Below are 19,600 nucleotides of genomic sequence, written 5' to 3'. Positions count from 1 at the left end.
TTTGACGCCGGTGAAAACCGCAAGCGCCGGCTTTTGTCTCAGCATATGCGGCTTTCCTAACAAAAAAGCCGGGACGAACCCGGCTTTTCCAAGGTGTCTTTATGACGAAATGTTTATTGCGCGGGCGCGACCGGCTTGGCCGGGGCGGCACCTTCGGCCGGCTTTGCCGGAGCCGCACCTTCGGCCGGCTTGGCGGGTGCCGCACCTGCGGCCGGCTTCGCCGCGGCGGCGCCTTCGGCGGGCTTGGCTTCCGCCGAAGCGCCCGGCTGCGGCAGCGGCTTCGGATTGTCCGACAGCGTGCGCAGATAGGCGATCACGTTGGCGCGGTCCTCATCCTTCGGCAGGCCGGCAAAGCCCATCGCCGTGCCCTTCACGAACTTCTTCGGCGCGTTGATGAAGTGGTTGAGGTTGTCGTAGGTCCACTTCTCGGCGCCGCCCTTGGAGAAATCCTTCATGCCGGCCGAATAGGCGAAGCCCTCATGCTCGGCGACGGGGCGATCGATGATGTCCCAGAGGTCCGGACCGACCTTGTTGGGGCCGCCCTTTTCGCCGGAATGGCAGGCCTGGCACTTCTTGAAAATGGCGGCGCCCGTCTCGGCATTGGCGGTTGCGAGCAGGTCGGCGATCGGCTTGGCTTCGGCCGCGGGCGCGGCAGCGCCGCCGCCTTCGGCCGGCTCGGCCGCCTCGATGGCGAAGCCCGGCTTCTCGGGAGCGGGGGAGGCAAACAGCCCGTCGGAAACAATGCCCACGGAAAAGACGACGAAACAGGTTCCGAGGAATCCGGCGAGCAGCTTGTTGACTTCGTTGGAATCCATACGCCCCTTGCTCCCTTTTCCGGCGGACCGTCCCGTCCACTCCGTCCGTCGGTATAGCGAAGGCCCCAACGGGCCCGTTAAATCGCGCGGAAACTAGGTCTTTTGCTTCGTCGTTGCAACACCTATAAGGGCGCTTCCAGTGAGACGTTTTGCCACTTTTCCATCCGCTTCCCCGGCTGTCCCAGAAGTCCCATGTCGACATTGATCCTGATCCCCGCCCGCATGGCCTCGACGCGCCTGCCGGGCAAGCCGCTGGCCGACATCGCCGGCGCGCCGATGATCGTCCATGTCGCCCGCCGCGGCGCCGAGGCTGGGCTCGGCCGTGTGGTGGTGGCGACCGACACCGAAGCGGTCGCCTCGGCGGTAAGGGATCACGGTTTCGAGGCGGTGATGACGCGCGCGGACCACGAATCGGGATCCGACCGCATCTTCGAGGCCCTCACCGTGCTGGACCCGGAGAAAAAGGTCGAAACCATCGTCAACGTCCAGGGCGATCTGCCGACCATCGATCCTGAGATCATCGGCGCATCGCTGCGGCCCTTCGCCGACCCGTCGGTCGACATAGCCACGCTCGGCGTCGAGATAGTGCGCGACGAGGAAAGGACCAATCCGAACGTGGTCAAGATCGTCGGCTCGCCGCTCTCGGCGACAAGGCTGAAGGCGCTCTATTTCACGCGCGCCACGGCGCCGTGGGGGGAGGGCCCGCTCTATCACCACATCGGCCTCTATGCCTACCGCCGGACAGCGCTGGAACGCTTCGTGGCGCTGAAGCCGTCGCCGCTCGAACGCCGTGAGCGGCTGGAGCAGCTGCGGGCGTTGGAAGCCGGCATGCGCATCGATGCCGAGATCGTCCGGTCGCTGCCGCTCGGCGTCGACACGCCCGACGATCTCGAGCGCGCCAGGCAAATTCTTTCAAACTGAGACATCCGTAAGCGAGACCTTGGCGCATGCCTGAAAAGACCAACAGAATATCCTTCCAGGGCGAGCCGGGCGCCAATTCCGATACCGCTTGCCGCAACATGTTCCCCTCGATGGAGCCGTTGCCCTGTCCGACCTTCGAAGACGCCTTCAACGCGGTCGAGACCGGCAAGGCCGAGCTCGCCATGATCCCGATCGAGAACACGATTGCCGGGCGCGTCGCCGACATCCATCATCTTTTGCCGGAATCGCGCCTGCACATCGTCGGCGAGTATTTCCTGCCCATCCATTTCCAGCTGATGGTGCTGCCGGGCGTGAAACGCGAAGAGATCAGAAGCGTGCACAGCCATATCCATGCCCTTGGCCAATGCCGCAAATACATCCGCAAGAATGGCTGGAAGCCGGTTGTCGCCGGCGACACGGCGGGATCGGCCAAGATGGTCTCCGAGGTCAAGGACCGCACGATGGCGGCACTTGCGCCTGCGCTTGCCGCCGAGCTCTACGGCCTCGACATCATCGAGAAGAATGTCGAGGACACCGACTCGAACGTCACCCGCTTCGTCGTGCTGACCAAGAACAAGCAATGGGCCGAGCGCCCCTCGCTGGAAGCCAAGATGATGACCACCTTCATCTTCCGCGTCCGCAACGTGCCGGCCGCGCTCTACAAGGCCATGGGCGGCTTCGCCACCAACGGCATCAACATGACCAAGCTCGAGAGCTACCAGCTCGGCGCTTTCACAGCGACGCTGTTTTATGCCGACATCGAGGGCCACCCCGATGATCCGCTGGTCAAGCTGGCGCTCGACGAATTGCGCTTCTTCTCGCGCGAGATGCGCATTCTCGGCGTCTATCCGGCAAGCGCGTCGCGCGAGCAGTGAAAGGTCGCCGATTAGGTGGTTCCTAGGACCTTCGAGATTAGCAAAGGCCTTGATGCTTCGTCATCCACGGGCGAAGCAAGGAGCGAAGCGAGGCGGCGCAGACCCGAGGATCCATGCCCGGACTTCAACGCGTTAGGACGGTCCAGATTCTGCTCCGCTGCGCCCCTCGACTGAGGTAACGGCATGGATCCCAGGGTCTGCGCTCCGCTTCGCGTCGCTCCGCCCTGGGATGACCTCATGGAGGTCCGCGTCAATCTTAGACGCCGGCGCTCGATCCAATCTCAGCCAAAGCCGAGCGGGACATAGTCGATCTCGAGAAATTTCTCGACCTCAGGCAGCCAGCGGTCGCGCACGAACGCGACGTGGTCGGGATGCTCGTTGTATCTGGTGTAGGCAGCCTGGTCGGCGAACTCCATCGAGAAGCCGAACTGATAGTCGTTCTTGGGGCTCACTTGGCGCAGCTGCTCGAAATGCGTCACACCCTTGATCGCCGTCAGGATCTTCTTGGCATCGTGGAGGAACCGCTTCGCCTCCAGCGAATGCGGCGGATGCTTTAGCGTGAACACGACGGTATGACGGATCATTTCTCGGCTCCTATTCGCTGTCGACCCAGGCGCGGATGAGGTGGTGGGCGATCGCCCCTTTCGGCGGCGTGATCAGGCCGCCCGGGTGCGTCCTCTCCAGCATCGAGCGCACCTCATCGCGGAAGAACCAGCGGCAGTCTTCGAGCTCGTTCAGGTCGGCCTGGATGTCCTCGTTCAGCGGCTCGCCGAAGCAGCCGATCATCAGCGAATAGGGGAACGGCCAGGGCTGGCTGGCGTGGTAGACGACGCGGCCGAGGCGGATTCCGGCCTCCTCCAGCGTCTCGCGGCGCACCGCCGCCTCTATCGTCTCGCCGGGCTCGATGAAGCCGGCAAGGGCCGAATACATGCCGGGCCCGAAATGCCGGCCGCGCCCGAGCAGGCATTTCTCGCGCGTCGCCGTCAGCATGATCGCCACCGGATCGGTGCGCGGGAAATGGTCGGTGCCGCAGGCCGGGCAATGCCGCCTGTAGCCGCCGGCGCGCATCTCCGAGCGATTGCCGCATTTGCTGCAGAAAGCGTGGCTGGCATGCCAGGCGAGCAGCGCAGCACCCTGGGCCAGCGCACCGGCCGCCGCTTCGTCGATCAGCCCTTGCATATAGACGGAGCGGTAGTCGATCGCCTTCACCGTTTCCGGGAGATTTTCCGGTTCGATGCCGGCGGGCACGGCCAGCACCGGGCCGCTCTCCGAAAGGCCGAGCAGCACGCCGCCGTCGAGCGAAACCTCGAAGGCCTGGCTTTCCGCCGCTTCGAACCATGGGTCGAATTTGCCGTCGTCGAGCTTCAGATAAAGCCTGCCGCCATGCATCAGCATCAGCCGCGCCGATCGCTCGCCAAGCGCCTTCTCGACCGCGTCGTCGGCGCGGGATTCCGATTGCCGGTCGATCCGGTTGCCGGCGAAACCGACGAATTGGCTCGGCTCGCGCAGAGGCGCGTCAAACAGACGAAAGTTCATAGGAGACTCGAGGAGGGGCAGGAATGGACACTGATGGCTTATAGCGCTGCCTTGATCTTTTCGGCAAACCGGCGGATGTCGGAGCGCTCATATGGCTCGCGCATGCCATGCCCCCAGACCGGCCCTGGCCAGCCGGGATCGCTCTCGCTTCGGGCGATGACATGGACATGCAGCTGGCGCACGATGTTGCCGAGCGCCCCGGTGTTGATCTTGGTGCAGCCGGTCACCCGCTTCAGCGCCTGGGCGACCATATTGGTCTCGAAGGTCAGCATCGTCTGGTCGAGCGGCGTCAGGTCGTGGATTTCCTCCACGCCCGGCCGCTGCGGCACCAGGACCAGCCACGGCCAGCGGCGATCGTTCATCAGCCGGAGCTCGCACAGACCGAGCCACATGAGCTGCTCACTGTCCGCCTCCAATCGGGTGTCCAGTGTGAAACCGGCCTTTAGGCCAGGCAGCATGGGCGTTTCCCTCACTTTTCGAGAATGCTTCAAACCCTGAACGCTAGAGCGACGGCAAGGTGGCTGCAAGCGAATCATTGACCGCTCCTGCGGATTTGAAGGTCGTCTGCACCGCATGGCCTGGCCGCTGATCCAATACGACCCTTGCATTTCGCCGCTGAATTGCCGATATGGAGCTTGGGAGGTTGGTGGTGGACGATCCACTCGCCAACCGGGTCAGGTCCGGAAGGAAGCAGCCCTAACGAGCCCGGAACGGGTCATTGTTCCAGCCTCCCGCCTCTTCGCCTTTCTCCCGCGACATTGACGGCGCCGAGCCGTGCGGGCGAGACTATGCGCAGGAATCGGCCGCCTTCCGTCGCGGTCCTTGGAGCTTTTGACGGCGAATGAGCGAAGCCGGAAATTCGGGGCCAGAAAGCCTGGAGACAGGTAAGGCCGGCGCCTATCGCGTGCTGGCGCGCAAATACCGCCCCTCCAATTTCTCCGAACTGATCGGCCAGGAGCCGATGGTCCGCACGCTCACCAATGCCTTCGCCACTGGCCGCATCGCCCAGGCCTGGATGCTGACCGGCGTGCGCGGTGTCGGCAAGACGACGACGGCGCGCATTCTCGCACGCGCCCTGAACTATAAAACCGCCACCGTCGACCAACCCTCCGTCGACCTTTCGACCCCCGGCGAGCATTGCCAGGCGATCATGGAAGGCCGCCATGTCGACGTCATCGAGATGGACGCGGCTTCCCATACCGGCATCGACGACATCAGGGACATCATCGACCGCGTCCGCTACGCGCCGGTCTCGGCCCGCTACAAGGTCTACATCATCGACGAAGTGCACATGCTCTCCACCCAGGCCTTCAACGGCCTGTTGAAGACGCTGGAGGAGCCGCCGCCGCATGTCAAATTCATCTTCGCCACCACCGAGATCCGCAAGGTGCCGATCACGGTTCTGTCGCGCTGTCAGCGCTTCGACCTGAGGCGCATCGATGCCGGCGCGCTCGTCGCGCATCTTTCCTCGATTGCCGCCAAGGAAGGCATTTCCGTGGATGATGAGGCTTTGGCGATGATTGCGCGGGCCGCCGAGGGCTCGGCACGCGATTCGCTCTCCATCCTCGATCAGGCGATCGCCCATGGCAGCGGCACCGTCAGCGCCGCCGCCGTTCGCGCCATGTTGGGCTTGGCCGACCGCGCCCGTATCATCGACCTGTTCGAGCACGTCATGAAGGGCGATGTTGCGGCGGCCTTGTCCGAATTCCGCGCGCAATACGATACCGGCGCCGATCCGGCCGCGGTGCTCACCGACCTGGCGGAATTCAACCACCTCGTTACGCGTCTGCGGTTCGTGCCGGCCGCGGCCAATGATGCCTCGCTCTCCGAGGACGAGCGGCGGCGCGGCGCCGAATTTGCGAGCACGCTGTCGGTGCGCGTGCTCTCGCGAACCTGGCAGATGCTCCTGAAAGGTATTCCCGAGGTGCAGTCCTCCAACCGTCCGGTCAGCGCCGGCGAGATGGTGCTGATCCGGCTGGCGCACGCCGCCGACCTGCCGACGCTGGACGAAGCGCTGAAATCGCTCGAGGGGGCGGCCCCTGTGCCGAATGGCGCTCCGCGCGCCAATGGAGCGCCGGCAAGCAGTGGCGGCGGCACAAATGCCGTGGCGCCGGCGCGGATGCCGGCCTCTAACGGCGGAGGGCAGACCATGCGGCTGGTCGAGATGCAGCCCGCGCCTGCCGCCTTCGTCCCGGCGCCCGAACCGGTCATCGAAACACCGGCCGTTCCGGTGAAGTCGCTGGCCGACATCGTGGCCCTGGCCGATGCCAACCGCGACATCGCCTTCAAGGTGTTGGTCAAGCGCTGCGTGCGGCTGGTGCGCATCGAGCCTGGCCGCATCGACGTCAGCCTGACCGACGATGCGCCCAAGATGCTGCTCAATGACCTGACCTCCAAGCTGCGTGCCTGGACCGGCCGCAACTGGCTGGTCTCGCTGTCGAAGGAAGAGGGTAGCCAGACGCTGGCCGAGATGGAGACGACCAAGCGCGAGAACGCCTTCTCCGATGCCAGGAGCGATCCGACCGTCGCCGCCATCCTCGCTCGCTTTCCCGGCGCCAAGATCATCGACGTGCGCATTCCGGATGTGCCGGAAGCGGAAGGCGTTGACGCCGACCTGCCGGTTGAGCCGGCTGCCGACGACGAAGAGATCTAGAGCTGACGAACGCGTCAGGGAAAGTACGGACCGGTTTCGGTCAAGATCATGCTCGCGTTAACGTAGATTCCAACAAGAGGAAGTTTTACGATGAAGGATCTTCTCGGCCTGATGGGCAAGGCAAAGGAAATGCAGGCCAAGTTCCAGGCCATGCAGGACGAGATCGCCACCCTCGAAGCCACTGGGCAGGCGGGTGGCGGGCTGGTTAGCGTGACCCTGACCGGCAAGTTCGAAATGAAGGCGCTGAAGATCGATCCGTCCTTGCTGAAGGACGACGAGGTGGAGATCCTCGAAGACTTGCTGTTGGCCGCTCACAATGATGCCAAAAATAAGGTCGAGCTGGTCATGCAGGAAAAGACCAAGGCATTGACTGCGGGCTTGCCTATACCGCCCGGAATGAAATTGCCGTTCTAAGGCATCTGCCACCAGTTAATTGATTGTGAACGAGAATTGAGCCTGGGCCGCAATATTAACCATTTTGCCGGCATGCTCACGGGCTCATTTCGCGACATTCATAAAGTTTTACCCAAGTCCAGAGGTTGCTAACCATCTAGCCATCTTTTTGCCTGAAAGAGTCTCATTCTTGCCACATCTCGGGGCGGGCTGGCATCTGGAAATGAGGCTTTTTTGTTGATCGCGACGCGATGGAAGACGCCGCTGCTGCTTATCGGCATCGCCGCTTCCCCCTTGTTCCTGGCCGGCTGCAGCCAGACCGCTTCACATGGCATGTCGGTGGCGAGCCTGACCGACGCCGTCACCCCGAGCTTTCTCAGCTCGCGTTCCTACAAATACTCGATGAAGGACAAGGAGTGCCTGCAAAGGGCGATGTTCTTCGAGTCCAACCGGTCGAGCCGTGACGGCATGATCGCCGTCGGCACGGTCGTGATGAACCGGCTACGCTCGGGCCAGCATGGCAGCACGATCTGCGAGGTCGTCGGCGAAAGGGGCCAGTTCGCCCCGGGCGTGCTGACGCGCCCGATGAATTCGCGGGCATTGCCAGATGTCGAGGAAGCCGCCGAGGCAGTGCTGAAAGGCGAGCGCAAGGCCAAGCTCAAGAACACGATGTTCTTCCACACCGCCGGCCTGCGTTTCCCCTACAAGAACATGCACTACACGATGGTGGCCGGCGGCAATGCCTTCTATGAGAAGCGCGGCCGCGACTGGCAGCCGTTGCCGGATGAGCCCATGGTCGCCATGGCCTCCGGCAAGTCGCAGAAGACCGACCCCACCGCTCCGGTTCTCGTCGCTTCCGCCGAGCCGGTGGTCAAGACGATCGTGCATGCTGATCCGGCCAAGCAGGCCGCCACGACCGCGGCTGCCGCGCCGGCGCTTCCCGCCAAGACCACAACCGTTGCTGCCCAGCAGACCTATGTGACGGCCTCCGCCGCGCCAGGGCAGAAGGCCGGCCGCGTCACGGCGAAGCCGATCATGGTGGCGATGCAGGAGCCGATGGAGGAGCCCGACGCCTCCCGCTTCGGCGGCACGTTGAAAGGTCGCTACATCACCTCCGTTCCGAGCGCTCCGCAGGAAGCGGCGATGGGATTCCAGTCGACGCCTGAGAACACCGACGCCATCGGCGCGCTGATCGTCAGCCAGTCCCGGCCGCTCGAAGCTTACTGAGCCAACTCCGCCATCAAACGATCCGCCGTGACGACATGGCGGATCACTTCATGTTGCGGATGTCACCAAAGCGCTCTGAAAACCGTTTCGCACTTTTCCCGGAATTGCTCTAGATCAGAGCGATGTCGAAAAGAATCGCCGGTCCAGAGATAGAACGCCTGATCCAGCTCCTGGCCAAGGTGCCGGGGCTCGGGCCGCGTTCGGCAAGGCGCGCGGCTCTCCATCTCATCAAGAAGAAGGAGCAGCTGCTCGAGCCTTTAGCCGCAGCTATGGGCGAGGCGGCCGATAAAGTGCGCATCTGCTCGACCTGCGGCAATGTCGACACCTCCGACCCGTGCATGATCTGCACCGATCCACGCCGCGATGCCGGCACGCTTATCGTCGTCGAGGACGTCTCCGATCTCTGGGCGCTGGAACGCGCCGCCGCCATGAATGTGCGCTATCACGTGCTCGGCGGCACGCTGTCGCCGCTCGATGGCATCGGCCCGGACCAGCTCAACATCCGCTCGCTGGTAGACCGTGTCGCCGGCGGCGAGGTGAAGGAGGTGATCCTTGCCGTCAACGCCACCGTCGAGGGCCAGACCACGGCGCACTACCTGACCGATCAGCTCTCGGGTTTCGAGGTCAAGGTGACTAGGCTGGCGCATGGCGTTCCGGTCGGCGGCGAACTCGACTATCTCGACGAAGGCACGCTTGCCGCGGCGCTGCGCTCGAGGACGGCGTTTTGAGGGGAGGGGATTGGTGACTGGCGTTTTTCCCGGAAAGGCCGCACTCCGTCCCACCCCCCTCTGTCCTGCCGGACATCTCCCCCGCAAGGGGGGAGATCAGACGTCACGCCGGCTTTCGCCAATATCCAAGGTCGCAGGAAGAGGCGGGGCACCGAAACAGCCAATCTCCCCCCAAGTGGGGGAGATGTCCGGCAAGACAGAGGAGGGCGCGACAGAACGCGGCTTTTCCAAATTCGGCTTCGCATTTTTCCTTGCGGCGCTTGCCGTCCTCCTCACCCTCCCCGCTCGCGCCACGCCCATCGACAACCAATTCCAGGCCTGGCTGCAAAACGACCTCTGGCCCGAGGCCAAGACCAAAGGCATTTCCAAAAAGACCTTCGACGCCGCCTTCATCGGCGTGAAGCCGAACCTGAAACTGCCGGATCTCGTCATGCCCGGCGAGAAGCCGGCGACACCGCAAAAACAGCACCAGGCGGAGTTCGGTCCGCCCGCCAATTATTTCGCCGAGAAGATCATTCGGGCCGTCACCGGCGGAGGACGGTCGCGCGAAAGCGCCAACGCCCGCGTGCTTGGGCTCATCGAGAAGCGATACGGCGTGCCCGGCGAGATCGTGCTGGCGATCTGGGGTCGCGAGACCGGCTTCGGCGCCGCCAAGATGCCTTACGACGCCTTCGAGGTGCTGGGCACCAAGGCCTTCATGTCGACGAAGAAGGATTTCTTCCGCACGGAGGTGCTGGCCGCACTCGAGATCGTCGAGCGCGGGCTCGCTCCGGTCAATGCGATGAAGTCCTCCTGGGCCGGCGCGCTCGGCCAGCCGCAATTCATGCCGACGTCCTTCCTCAAGCATGCCGTCGACTTTGACGGCGACGGCCGGCCCGACATCTGGAACTCGACGCCGGACGTGCTCGCCTCCATCGCCAACTATCTTGTCCACTATGGCTGGGTGAGGGGGCGCGGCTGGGGGACCGAGGTGATTGCGCCGGCAAACGTCTCCTGCGCGTTCGAAGGACCCGACCAGGGCAAGAAGATTTCTGACTGGGTGGCGATGGGCATCAGGCGCGTCGACGGAAAGGCGTTTCCGGCCAGTGAACTCAAGGCCGAGGGTTTCCTGCTGATGCCGGCCGGACGCAGCGGCCCCGCTTTCATCGTCACACCGAATTTCTATGTGCTGAAGCAATACAACACCAGCGATCTCTATGCGCTGTTCATCGGCCACGCCGCCGATCGCATCGCCAAAGGCGACACCACCTTTGCCGGCACCTGGGGTCGGGTGGGCGATCTCCACCGGTCCGATATCGCGGCCCTCCAGCAAGCGCTGGAGGCCAAGGGCTACGATGTCGGCAGTGCCGACGGCCTGCCCGGCTTCAAGACACGCCGCTCGATCGGCGTCTGGCAAGCGAAGAACGGCAAGGCCGCCACCTGCTTTCCGGACGCGAACCTGGTTGCGCAGCTGAAATGACGGGCGACTTCCAAGCGGCCAAGATTTGGCAGATTTTTCCCAATCGGCGGTTTCGATTGGGCGGCAGTTGGGTCGACTCGCGGCGGCCCATTCTGGCCCAATAAGCTGTCTCGCAAAATGCGCGTTGCGGGCTCGAACGCCGCCGAATAGGGTGTTGACCAACTGGACAAAAACCACGACGGTAAGGTCGGTGGGCCGTCGATCGGTCCCAAGGAATTCTGCAACCCTGAGCCGGGAACTCAGGTCAACAATCGACAAAACAGGGAACGACTACCATGATGCTGGAAAGGTTTGCTCTTCGCTCTCGTGGCTTGCTCGCGGGTGTGGCGATGTCGGCGCTGCTCGCGGTGCCGGCCTTTGCGGTCACGCCTGCCGACACGCTGGTCGAAGGTTTCGCAATCGACGACATCATCTCGATGGATCCGGGCGAAGCGTTCGAGCTGTCGACCGCCGAGGTTACCGGCAATACTTATGATCTTCTGGTCCGCCTCGACCTTAACGATACTTCCAAGGTCAGGGGTGATCTCGCCGAAAGCTGGAGCGTTTCGGATGACGGCCTGACCTATACCTTCAAGCTTAAGCCCGGCATGAAGTTCGCCTCCGGCAATCCGATCACCGCGGCCGACGTCGCCTATTCTTTCGAGCGCGCCATCAAGCTCGATAAGAGCCCAGCCTTCATCATCAATCAGTTCGGCATCAGTGGCGACAATGTCACCGAGAAGGCGAAAGCGGTCGACGACACCACCTTCCAGTTCGTTGTCGACAAGGCCTATGCGCCGAGCTTCGTGCTGAACTGCCTGTCGGCCACCGTCGCTTCGGTCGTCGACAGCAAGCTGGTCAAGGAGCATGTCGCCGCCGTTACGCCGAGCGCCGACTACAAATGGGACAACGACTTCGGCAACGCCTGGCTGAAGACCGGCTATGCCGGCTCTGGCCCCTACAAGCTGCGCGAATGGCGCGCCAACGAGGCTGTCGTGCTGGAGCGTAACGACAACTACAATGGCGAGAAGGCCAAGCTCGCCCGCGTCATCTACCGCAACATGAAGGAGAGCTCGGCGCAGCGCCTGGCGCTGGAGGCCGGTGACATCGATGTCGCCCGCAATCTGGAACCGAACGATCTCGATGCCATCTCCAAAAACGCCGATCTCACCACGACAAGCGCGCCGAAGGGCACGGTCTATTACATCAGCCTCAACCAGAAGAACCCGAACCTCGCCAAGCCGGAGGTGCGTCAGGCGTTCAAATATCTGATCGACTATGATGCGATGGCCTCGACCATCCTGAAGGGCATCGGCGAGATCCACCAGTCCTTCCTGCCCAAGGGCGACCTCGGCGCGATCGACGAGAATCCGTTCAAGCTCGACGTGGCCAAGGCCAAGGAACTGCTGGCAAAGGCCGGGTTGGCTGATGGCTTCAAAGTGACCATGGACGTGCGCACCGGCCAGCCGACCACCGGCATGGCGGAATCGATCCAGCAGACGCTCGGCCAGGCCGGTATCAAGCTTGAGATCATCCCCGGCGACGGCAAGCAGACGCTGACCAAATACCGCGCCCGCAACCACGACATCTATATCGGCAATTGGGGCCAGGACTATTTCGATCCCAACTCCAACGCGCAGACTTTCGCCTCGAACCCGGACAATTCCGACAGTGCCAAGATCAAGACACTGGCCTGGCGCAATGCCTGGGACATTCCGGACCTGACCAAGGAAACCGAGGCGGCGTTGCTGGAGAAGGACTCCGCCAAGCGCGCCGACATGTACAAGGACCTGCAGAAGAAGATCCTCGACACCAGCCCCTTCGTCATCATCCATCAGCAGCTGGAAGTGGCGGGGCTGCGCAAGAACCTGAAGGACTTCAAGCTCGGCCCGAGCTTCGACACCAACTTCGTCTGGCCGGTCTCGAAGGAATAGCGCTTTCGGACGCGCCGCGTGAGCGTAGCTGAGAACCAGGCGGCGGCGGGGCGCGGCGGCGCCCGTGCCGTCGCGCTTCTGTCGTCGATCGGCCGCTTCCTGGTCATCGCGGTGACGACCTATCTCGGTCTTCTCGCGGTGACCTTCTTCATCGGCCGCGTCATCCCGATCGATCCGGTGCTGGCCGTGCTCGGCGACCGGGCCCCGACAGCTGTCGTCGAGCGCACGCGCCGCGAGATGGGGCTCGACCTGCCGCTGATCCAGCAGTTCTACATCTACGTCAAAAACGCGCTCAGCGGCGATTTCGGCACTTCGGTGCTGACCACCAATCCGGTGATGTCCGACATCCGCCGCGTCTTTCCGGCGACCATCGAGCTGGCGACGCTCGGCACGATCATCGGCGCCGTCATCGGCGTGCCGCTCGGCGTGCTCGCTGCTGTCCGTCGCGGCAGTCTCGTCGACCAGATCGTGCGCATCATCGGCCTTATCGGCTATTCCGTGCCGATCTTCTGGCTGGGACTGCTCGGCCTCGTCCTGTTCTACGCCAAGCTGCAATGGGTCGCCTTTCCGGCGCGGCTCGACGTCGTCTACGAATACACTTTCACGCCGATCACCGGCTTCTACCTGCTCGATGCGGCCATGCAGGGACAGTGGGATGTCTTCTACGACGCCTACCGCCACATCATCCTGCCGGCCTCCCTGCTTGGCTATTTCGCGCTCGCCTATATCAGCCGCATGACGCGCTCCTTCATGCTGAACGAGATGGCGCAGGAATATATCGTCGCCGCCCGCGCCAAGGGCCTGTCGGAGACGCGCATCATCTGGGGCCACGCGCTGCGCAACGCCGCTGTGCCGATGGTGACGGTGATCGCGCTTTCCTATGCCAGCCTGCTCGAAGGCTCGGTGCTGACCGAGACCGTCTTCTCCTGGCCGGGCATCGGCCTCTACATCACCAATTCATTGCAGAACGCCGACATGAACGCGGTGCTCGGCGGCACCATCATCATCGGCTCGGTCTTCATCGCCATCAACCTTCTGTCGGACCTGCTCTATCGGCTCCTCGATCCACGGACGAAAGTCGAATGAGCGCCGAGACGATGCAAACCCGACGCGAATGGCTGCTCAGCGAGAGGCCGGCCTCGCGCATGCAGGCAAGGCTCGGCCGCGCCTATGTGGCCTGGCGGCGCTTCACAGCCAACCGGCTCGCGCTCGTCGGTTTGCTCATCATTTTCGCGTTGGTGGTGGTAGCCGCGCTTGCCGGCGTGCTGGCACCCTATTCGCCAACCGTGGGTGACCTGAAGAATGCCCGTCTGCTGGCGCCGAGCGCCGCGCATTGGTTCGGCACCGACGACCTCGGCCGCGATATCTACTCGCGCATTCTCTACGGCTCGCGCTGGACGCTCTATGTCGTCATCCTCGTCGCCATCATTGCCGCGCCCATCGGCCTGCTGGTCGGCACCGTCGCAGGCTATGCCGGCAGCTGGACCGATGCCATTCTGATGCGCATCACCGACATCTTTCTGGCTTTCCCGAAGCTGGTGCTGGCGCTGGCCTTCGTTGCGGCGCTCGGTCCCGGCATCGAGAACGCGGTGCTGGCGATCGCCATCACCTCCTGGCCGCCTTACGCGCGCATCGCCCGCGCCGAGACGCTGACGGTGCGCAATTCCGACTACATCAAGGCGGTGCAATTGATGGGTGCCTCACCCTTCCGCATTGTGCTGCGCCACATCATGCCGCTCTGCATCTCCTCGCTGATCATCCGGGTGACGCTCGACATGGCGGGCATCATCCTCACCGCCGCCGGCCTCGGCTTCCTCGGCCTCGGCGCGCAACCGCCGCTGCCCGAATGGGGCGCGATGATTGCATCCGGCCGCCGCTTCATCCTCGATCAGTGGTGGGTGGCTGCCGCGCCAGGTGCTGCCATCCTCATCGTCAGCCTCGGCTTCAACCTGCTCGGTGACGGCCTGCGCGACGCGCTCGATCCCCGGAGTGGCGACCAATGAGTGGCGACCAATGAGCGGCAATTCCGATAAGCAAACGAAAGGCACGCTGCTCGAAGTCGACGATCTGCGCGTCACTTTCCCGACACGCACCGGGATCGTGCAGGCGGTGCGCGGCGTTTCCTTCTCGCTCGGCCGCGAGCGGCTGGGCATCGTCGGCGAGAGCGGCTCCGGCAAGTCGCAGACCGGCCGCGCCATCATGGGCCTGACCCCGCCGCAGGCCGAGGTGTCGGCGAAAAAGCTGCGCTTCGACGGCATCGACCTGCTCTCGGTGTCATCCAGCCGGCGCCGTGCGCTGCGGGGAAACCGCATCGCCATGATCCTGCAGGACCCGAAATACTCGCTCGATCCGGTGATGAGCATCGGCCGCCAGATCGTCGAGACGCTGCGCACGCATGAGAAAGTCGGAAAGGCCGAAGCGCGCGAGCGCGCGCTGGAGATGCTGCGGGCGGTGCAAATTCGCGATCCGGCCCGTGTCTTCGACCTTCACCCGCATGAGGTCTCGGGCGGCATGGGCCAGCGCGCGATGATCGCCATGATGCTGATCGCCGGGCCGGAACTGATGATCGCCGACGAGCCGACCTCGGCGCTCGACGTCACCGTGCAACTCGATGTGCTGAACATTCTCGACAGGCTGGTCGCCGAGCGCGGCATGGGGCTGATCTTCATCTCGCATGATCTGCGCCTGGTGTCCTCCTTCTGCGACCGCGTGGTCGTCATGTATGCCGGCAAGGTGGTCGAGCAGCTCAAGGCGTCCGAGCTGCGCGAGGCCCAGCATCCCTATACGCGCGGCCTGCTCAACTGCATGCCGAGGATCGGCTTCGAGCGACACCCGCTGCCGGTGCTCGACCGCAAGCCGGAGTGGGCGGCATGACGGCCGCCATCACCATCGAAGGGCTGGAGGTGCTTTTCGACCGCTTCCGCGCGCTGAAGGGCGTTAACCTCGAAGTCAGGGAAGGCGAGTCCTACGGGCTGGTTGGCGAAAGCGGCTCCGGCAAGTCGACCCTACTCAAGGCGATCACCGGCCTTGCGCCTGTCGCTGCCGGCACCATCGCTGTCAACGGCAAGACGCTCGGCAAGACCCGCGACAAGGCCTTTTACCGCGACGTGCAGATGGTCTTCCAAGATCCGTATGGGTCGCTGCATCCGCGCCAGACCGTCGACCGGCTGCTGCAGGAACCGCTCGCCATTCACGCAATCCAGGACGGCGAGAAGCGCATCGAGCGCGCGCTGGACGAAGTCGGCCTCGGCAAGGGTTTCCGCTTCCGCTATGCGCACCAGCTCTCCGGCGGCCAGCGCCAGCGCGTGGCGATCGCCCGCGCGCTGATCCTCGAACCCTCGATCCTTTTGCTCGACGAGCCGACCTCGGCGCTCGATGCCTCTGTCCAGGCCGAGGTGCTGAACCTGCTCGAAGAGGTGCGGCGGCGGCGCAAGCTCACCTTCCTGATGGTCAGTCACGACCTCGCCATCATCACCCATATGTGCGAACGGCTGATGGTGATGCAGAACGGCGAAGCGGTGGAGACGCTGACCGCAAGCCAGCTGATCGGCCACCGCGTGAGCGAGGATTATACGCGCAACCTGCTTCGGGCGAGCGAGGGGTTTGTGAGGGTGTAGTTTTCTCTCGCAGGTTCGCGACGGGGTGCGACCTGGCTTTTAACTCTCCGCAGCAACGATCACGTCTGCTTTGGCGCCATCCCGCACCCGCTTCGGCGGCTCCTTGATCCGGAACCACGTCACATAAAGCGCCGGCAGGAAGAGCAGCGTGATCGCCGTGCCGGCGATGATGCCGCCCATCATCGCGTAGGCCATCGGTCCCCAGAACACCTCGCGCGCGATCGGGATGAGGGCCAGGCTGGCCGCCGCCGCCGTCAGCGCGATCGGCCGCATCCGGTGCTCGGTCGCCTCGATCACGGCTGCCCAGTGGTCCTTGCCCTCGGCGACGAGATCCTCGATCTGGACGATCAGGATGACCGAGTTGCGGATCAGGATGCCGATCAGTGCCAGCACGCCGAGAATGGCGACGAAGCCGAGCGGCGCGCCGCTGGGCACCAGGGCGGCCACCACGCCGATCAGCCCGAGCGGCGCCACCGCCACCACCAGGAACAGGCGCTGGAAGCTTTGCAACTGCACCATCAGGATGGTCGCCATGATGAACAGCATCAAGGGCACCACGGCCGCGATCGGTCCTTGGCTCTTGGCGCTTTCCTCGACAGAGCCCGCCGTCTCGACCGAATAGCCGGGCGGCAGCTTGGCGATGAAGGCATCGACCGAAGGCTTAAGCTCGTTGACCACGGTCGCAGGCAGCACGTCGCCCACCAGGCCGGCGCGCACGGTGATCGTCGGCGTGCGGTTGCGCCGCCACACCGTCGGCTGCTCGAGGTCGTAGCGGAAATTGGCGATGGCAGCCAAGGGGATCGACTCGCCCGTGCCGGTCGGCAATTGCATGTTCTGCAGTGTCGAGATCGAGCTGCGGTCCGCCTCGCGCGAGCGCGCCACGACATTGATCAGGTAGGTGGCGTCGCGCACTTGGGTGATCGTCGAGCCGCCCACCGTGCTGTTCAGCGCGCTGGCGATATCGGACGAGGTGATGCCGAGCTGACGCGCCTTGTCCTGCAGCACGTCGACCCTCAGCACGCGCTGCGGTTCGTTCCAGTCGAAGGTCGGCGCGGCGAGCCTCGGATTGGCGGAGATCACGCCGGCAAACTGTTGCGCCAGCTCGCGCACCGTTTGGATGTCGGGACCGCCGACGCGGTACTGCACCGGCCTGCCGACCGGCGGCCCGAGCTCGAGCGGCTTGACGAACGCGTCGGTGCCGACGAACTCCTGGCGCAGCAGCTTTTCCAGCGCCGGCTTCACCCGGTTGCGCGCTTCGATGCTCCTGGTGACGATGACGGTCTGGCCGAAATAGGGATTGGCCGGCTGTACGTCATAGGCAAGCACGAAGCGCACCGCGCCCTGGCCAATGTACGAACTGAAATGGTCGATGTCGGGGTTGCCGACCAGCGCCCGCTGCTCGAAGCGCTCCATCTGGTCGCGCGTCTCGGTGATCGAGGAGTTCTGCGGCAGGTTCCAGTCGACGATCAGCTCCGGCCGGTCCGATGGCGGGAAGAACTGCTGCTGGACGAGACCGAAGCCGGCGACCGAGGCCGCGAACACAAGCATCGTCACGATGATCGTCAGCCAATGGCGGCGAACCGAGAAGACAAGCACGCGCCGGAACAGTGACGTGAACCGGCCGGGCTGGTCGTGATGTTTTTCCTTCATCGTCGCCGGCAGGATGGTGACCCCGAGCAGCGGCGCGAACAGCACCGCCACGATCCATGACACCAGCAGCGACACCGCGATGACGACGAACAGCGTGAAGGTGTACTCGCCTGCGGCGCTCGAGTTGAGCCCGATCGGGATGAAGCCGGCGACTGTCACCAGCGTGCCGGTCAGCATCGGGAAGGCGGTCGAGGTATAGACATAGGTCGCCGCCTTGCGCAGGTTGTCGCCGACCTCCAGCCGCGCCACCATCATCTCGACGGCGATCGGCGTCGTCGACCAAAAGGCCGAGCGCAATGATCAGCGCACCGAGCGAGATGCGCTGCAGCGATATCCCGAGATACGCCATGACCGTGAAGGTGATGGCCAGCACCAGCGGAATTGACAGTGCGACGACGAAGCCGGCGCGCAGGCCGAGGCTGATGAAGGAGACGGCCAGCACGATGGCGACGGCCTCGAACAGCGCCCGCGTGAAGCCCGAGACCGCCTCCTCGACGATGACCGGCTGGTCGGCGACCAGATGCACCCCGACGCCGACCGGCAGATCGGCCAGCACCTTCTGCATCTCGTCGTGCAGCGCTTCGCCGAATTTGAGCAGATTGGCGTTCGGCTTCATGCCGATGGCAAGCCCGATCGCATCCTGGCCGTTGAAGCGGAACAAGGCCGTCGGCGGGTCGACATAGCCGCGCCTGATCGTCGCCACGTCGCTCAGCCGGAAGAAGCGGTCGTTGACGCGCAGGTTGATGGCCCGCAGGCTCTCTTCGGAAGTGAACTGGCCTCCGACGCGCACGCTGACGCGCTCCGGACCGGACTGCACGACGCCGGACGGCGTGATGGCGTTCTGCGCCTGCAGGCTGGCGACGATCTGCTGCTGGTTGAGGCCAAGCGCGGCGATCTGCCGGCTGGAGAATTCCAGGTAGATCGCCTCGTCCTGCGCCCCGACCAGGTCAACCTTGCCGGCATTCGGCACGGTCAGGATCTTTGTCCTCACATCCTCGACATAGTCGCGCAATTGGCGCGGCGTCAGCCCGTCGGCGGTGAAGGCGTAGATGTTGCCGTAGACATCGCCGAAGCGGTCGTTGAAGAACGGTCCCTGCACGCCTTGCGGCAACTGCGCCTTGATGTCGTTGACCATATTGCGCACCTGAAGCCAGTTCGGCACGACATCGCGCGCCTTGGTGGTGTCCTTCAGGTTGACGAAGATGACGGTCTGGCCGGCCGTGGTGACGGATCTGGTGAAGTCGAGGCTGTCGAGCTCCTCGAGCTTTTTCTCGATGCGATCGGTCACCTGCTGCACCGTCTCCTTGACCGAGGCGCCCGGCCAGTTGGCCTGGATGATCATGGTCTTGATGGTGAAGGCGCGATCTTCCTCGCGGCCGAGATTGAGATAGGAGAAAATGCCGGCCACGACGAAGACCAGCATGAAATACCACACCATGGAGCGGTGGCTGAGCGCCCAATCGGAAAGATTGAAGCCCTGCATCAGACCCCGCCCTCCGGCACCTTGACTTTCTCGCCTTCGCTCAAGCTGTGGACGCCCGCGGTGACGACGCGCATGCCTGCCTCGAGGCCTTCGGCCACGGTGAAGCTGCCGCCCTTTTTCGACGCGATCTTGATCTCGCGCGCGCTCACGCTTGAGGACTGCGGATCGACGACCCACACCATTTCCGAGCCATTCTTTTCCAGCAGCGCCGATATCGGCAGTTCGATGGTCGGCGCCAGCTTGGTCATGCGCGTCGCCGTGATCGTCGAGCCCAGCCGGAACGCTGACGGCGGATTGACCAGGGTCAGCCGCACGCGGCGGGTGCCGGTC

Annotated in this window: 16 protein-coding genes, 1 other RNA gene and 2 pseudogenes; 13 read left to right on the top strand and 6 right to left on the bottom strand. The window is 64.0% G+C overall.

Annotation, left to right across the window (positions count from 1 at the left end):
• Positions 1–113 precede the first annotated feature (113 nt).
• Entirely contained in the window at positions 114–815 is a 702-nt protein-coding gene (locus tag EOA32_RS05245; RefSeq protein WP_095828034.1) for a cytochrome c family protein, read from the bottom strand.
• A 192-nt stretch (positions 816–1,007) separates the two neighbouring features.
• Here EOA32_RS05245 and EOA32_RS05240 point away from each other — a divergent pair, with 192 nt between their 5' ends.
• Positions 1,008–1,736 carry a 3-deoxy-manno-octulosonate cytidylyltransferase gene (locus EOA32_RS05240; protein WP_066996241.1) on the top strand — a complete coding sequence of 243 codons (729 nt, stop codon included), beginning with the start codon at positions 1,008–1,010 and terminating at the stop codon, positions 1,734–1,736.
• Between the two features lie 26 nt (positions 1,737–1,762).
• Positions 1,763–2,611: a prephenate dehydratase gene (locus tag EOA32_RS05235; RefSeq protein WP_128371073.1), complete on the top strand. Its 849-nt coding sequence runs from the start codon at positions 1,763–1,765 to the stop codon at positions 2,609–2,611.
• 281 nt (positions 2,612–2,892) lie between these two features.
• On the opposite strand, the gene EOA32_RS05230 is transcribed toward EOA32_RS05235, so the two are convergent.
• Genes EOA32_RS05230 through EOA32_RS05220 form a run of 3 tightly spaced genes read right to left on the bottom strand, consistent with a single transcriptional unit; the run spans position 2,893 to position 4,605 of the window.
• Positions 2,893–3,195: a Dabb family protein gene (locus EOA32_RS05230; RefSeq protein WP_095777526.1), complete on the bottom strand. Its 303-nt coding sequence runs from the start codon at positions 3,193–3,195 to the stop codon at positions 2,893–2,895.
• A gap of 10 nt (positions 3,196–3,205) precedes the next feature.
• Positions 3,206–4,147 (bottom strand): NAD(+) diphosphatase, encoded by a 942-nt coding sequence (nudC, locus tag EOA32_RS05225; RefSeq protein WP_128371072.1) that lies wholly within the window; start codon positions 4,145–4,147, stop codon positions 3,206–3,208.
• Between the two features lie 38 nt (positions 4,148–4,185).
• The gene (locus EOA32_RS05220) at positions 4,186–4,605 is read right to left on the bottom strand and encodes an HIT family protein (RefSeq protein WP_128371071.1); all 420 of its coding nucleotides are present in this window, start codon (positions 4,603–4,605) and stop codon (positions 4,186–4,188) included.
• A gap of 180 nt (positions 4,606–4,785) precedes the next feature.
• Here EOA32_RS05220 and ffs point away from each other — a divergent pair.
• The 11 genes from ffs to EOA32_RS05160 all read left to right on the top strand — a co-directional run bounded on the left by ffs (position 4,786) and on the right by EOA32_RS05160 (position 16,137).
• Positions 4,786–4,882: signal recognition particle sRNA small type (gene ffs, locus EOA32_RS05215), an RNA gene on the top strand.
• A 106-nt stretch (positions 4,883–4,988) separates the two neighbouring features.
• Positions 4,989–6,800, top strand: a complete 1,812-nt coding sequence (locus tag EOA32_RS05210) for a DNA polymerase III subunit gamma/tau (protein ID WP_128371070.1) — start codon at positions 4,989–4,991, stop codon at positions 6,798–6,800.
• Positions 6,801–6,890: 90 nt separating this feature from the next.
• On the top strand, positions 6,891–7,214 hold the full coding sequence (locus EOA32_RS05205) for a YbaB/EbfC family nucleoid-associated protein (RefSeq protein WP_066996259.1): 324 nt from the start codon (positions 6,891–6,893) through the stop codon (positions 7,212–7,214).
• 216 nt (positions 7,215–7,430) lie between these two features.
• On the top strand, positions 7,431–8,420 hold the full coding sequence (locus EOA32_RS05200; RefSeq protein WP_128371069.1) for a cell wall hydrolase: 990 nt from the start codon (positions 7,431–7,433) through the stop codon (positions 8,418–8,420).
• A gap of 122 nt (positions 8,421–8,542) precedes the next feature.
• Complete coding sequence (gene recR / locus EOA32_RS05195; protein WP_066996262.1) at positions 8,543–9,148, top strand: recombination mediator RecR; 606 nt, start codon at positions 8,543–8,545, stop codon at positions 9,146–9,148.
• A gap of 184 nt (positions 9,149–9,332) precedes the next feature.
• Positions 9,333–10,607: a lytic murein transglycosylase gene (locus EOA32_RS05185; protein WP_128371068.1), complete on the top strand. Its 1,275-nt coding sequence runs from the start codon at positions 9,333–9,335 to the stop codon at positions 10,605–10,607.
• Positions 10,608–10,882: 275 nt separating this feature from the next.
• Entirely contained in the window at positions 10,883–12,520 is a 1,638-nt protein-coding gene (locus EOA32_RS05180) for an ABC transporter substrate-binding protein (protein WP_128371067.1), read from the top strand.
• A gap of 18 nt (positions 12,521–12,538) precedes the next feature.
• Positions 12,539–13,606 carry an ABC transporter permease gene (locus EOA32_RS05175; protein WP_095828031.1) on the top strand — a complete coding sequence of 356 codons (1,068 nt, stop codon included), beginning with the start codon at positions 12,539–12,541 and terminating at the stop codon, positions 13,604–13,606.
• A complete protein-coding gene (gene nikC, locus EOA32_RS05170; RefSeq protein WP_128371066.1) occupies positions 13,603–14,523 on the top strand; it encodes a nickel transporter permease in 921 nt (306 codons plus the stop codon). The genes EOA32_RS05175 and nikC overlap by 4 nt, the downstream gene beginning before the upstream one ends.
• Positions 14,524–14,533: 10 nt before the next feature.
• The gene (locus tag EOA32_RS05165; RefSeq protein ID WP_128371065.1) at positions 14,534–15,394 is read left to right on the top strand and encodes an ABC transporter ATP-binding protein; all 861 of its coding nucleotides are present in this window, start codon (positions 14,534–14,536) and stop codon (positions 15,392–15,394) included.
• Positions 15,391–16,137 carry an ABC transporter ATP-binding protein gene (locus EOA32_RS05160; protein WP_095831349.1) on the top strand — a complete coding sequence of 249 codons (747 nt, stop codon included), beginning with the start codon at positions 15,391–15,393 and terminating at the stop codon, positions 16,135–16,137. The genes EOA32_RS05165 and EOA32_RS05160 overlap by 4 nt, the downstream gene beginning before the upstream one ends.
• Before the next feature lie 39 nt (positions 16,138–16,176).
• On the opposite strand, the pseudogene EOA32_RS05155 reads toward EOA32_RS05160, so the two are convergent.
• A pseudogene (locus tag EOA32_RS05155) lies at positions 16,177–19,270 on the bottom strand (efflux RND transporter permease subunit).
• Positions 19,270–19,600: pseudogene (locus EOA32_RS05150) on the bottom strand (efflux transporter periplasmic adaptor subunit); the annotation flags it as partial. The pseudogenes EOA32_RS05155 and EOA32_RS05150, both read right to left, overlap by 1 nt.

Origin of the sequence: Mesorhizobium sp. M1A.F.Ca.ET.072.01.1.1 (genome assembly GCF_004023325.1) — a bacterium.
GTDB lineage: Bacteria > Pseudomonadota > Alphaproteobacteria > Rhizobiales > Rhizobiaceae > Mesorhizobium.
This window is presented reverse-complemented; position numbering and strand designations above follow the sequence as displayed.